Below are 1,011 nucleotides of genomic sequence, written 5' to 3'. Positions count from 1 at the left end.
TTCAGACTCGCTTTCGCTACGACTACCCCACACGGGTTAACCTCGCGACATGACACTAACTCGCAGGCTCATTCTTCAAAAGGCACGCCGTCACCCCAAAAGGCTCCGACGGCTTGTAGGCACACGGTTTCAGGTACTATTTCACTCCCCTCCCGGGGTGCTTTTCACCTTTCCCTCACGGTACTGGTCCGCTATCGGTCATCAGGTAGTATTCAGGCTTACCAGGTGGTCCTGGCAGATTCACACGAAGTTTCACGGGCTCCGTGCTACTCGGGAAACACCACGCGCGGCAGCAATGATTTCGTCTACGGGACTCACACCCTCTACGGCACACCACTCAAGATGATTCGACTATCACGCTGCACTCACACGACCCAGCCGGCAGACCGGGCACTGATGCTCCCACAACCCCGCCCATGCAACCCCTGCCGGGTATCACACACAGACGGTTTAGCCACTTCCGCTTTCGCTCGCCACTACTCACGGAATCACTGTTGTTTTCTCTTCCTGCGGGTACTGAGATGTTTCACTTCCCCGCGTTCCCCCCTGCACCCTATGTATTCAGATACAGGTCATCGCCCTCACAGACGACGGGGTTTCCCCATTCGGAAATCCTCGGATCACAGCCCGCTTATCGGCTCCCCGAGGCATATCGCAGATTGCCACGTCCTTCATCGGCTCCTGATGCCAAGGCATCCACCGTGCGCCCTTAGTAATCTTCAAACAGACACACAAAAATTCTCACATAAAGAATAAGATGCTCGCGTCCACTATACAGTTCTCAAACAACACCAGCCGCCCCCCTCACCACACACACCGTGCGCAGCTACCTGAAGCAAGCCACAGAACACACACCCCCGACCACCACACCCCCACCCACACAGGGACGAGGACCACAGTGACGGGGCCTGTTGTTCCAGGACCCGACAGTGCACCAAACCACCAACCGTCAACAGCACCCACGCACCAAGCAAGCACGCAGACACCAGACAGTGATCAGACACCCACCAC

Annotated in this window: 1 rRNA gene; it reads right to left on the bottom strand. The window is 56.7% G+C overall.

Annotated features, from left to right (window positions below):
• A 23S ribosomal RNA gene (locus FFS25_RS13315) occupies window positions 1-723 on the bottom strand; the annotation flags it as partial.
• Window positions 724-1,011: the final 288 nt, after the last annotated feature.

The organism is Kocuria sp. 2SI, assembly GCF_005502825.1.
Classification (GTDB): domain Bacteria; phylum Actinomycetota; class Actinomycetes; order Actinomycetales; family Micrococcaceae; genus Kocuria; species Kocuria palustris.
The sequence above is the reverse complement of the archived record's forward strand: the minus strand, read 5'-3'. Positions and strand labels throughout refer to the sequence as shown.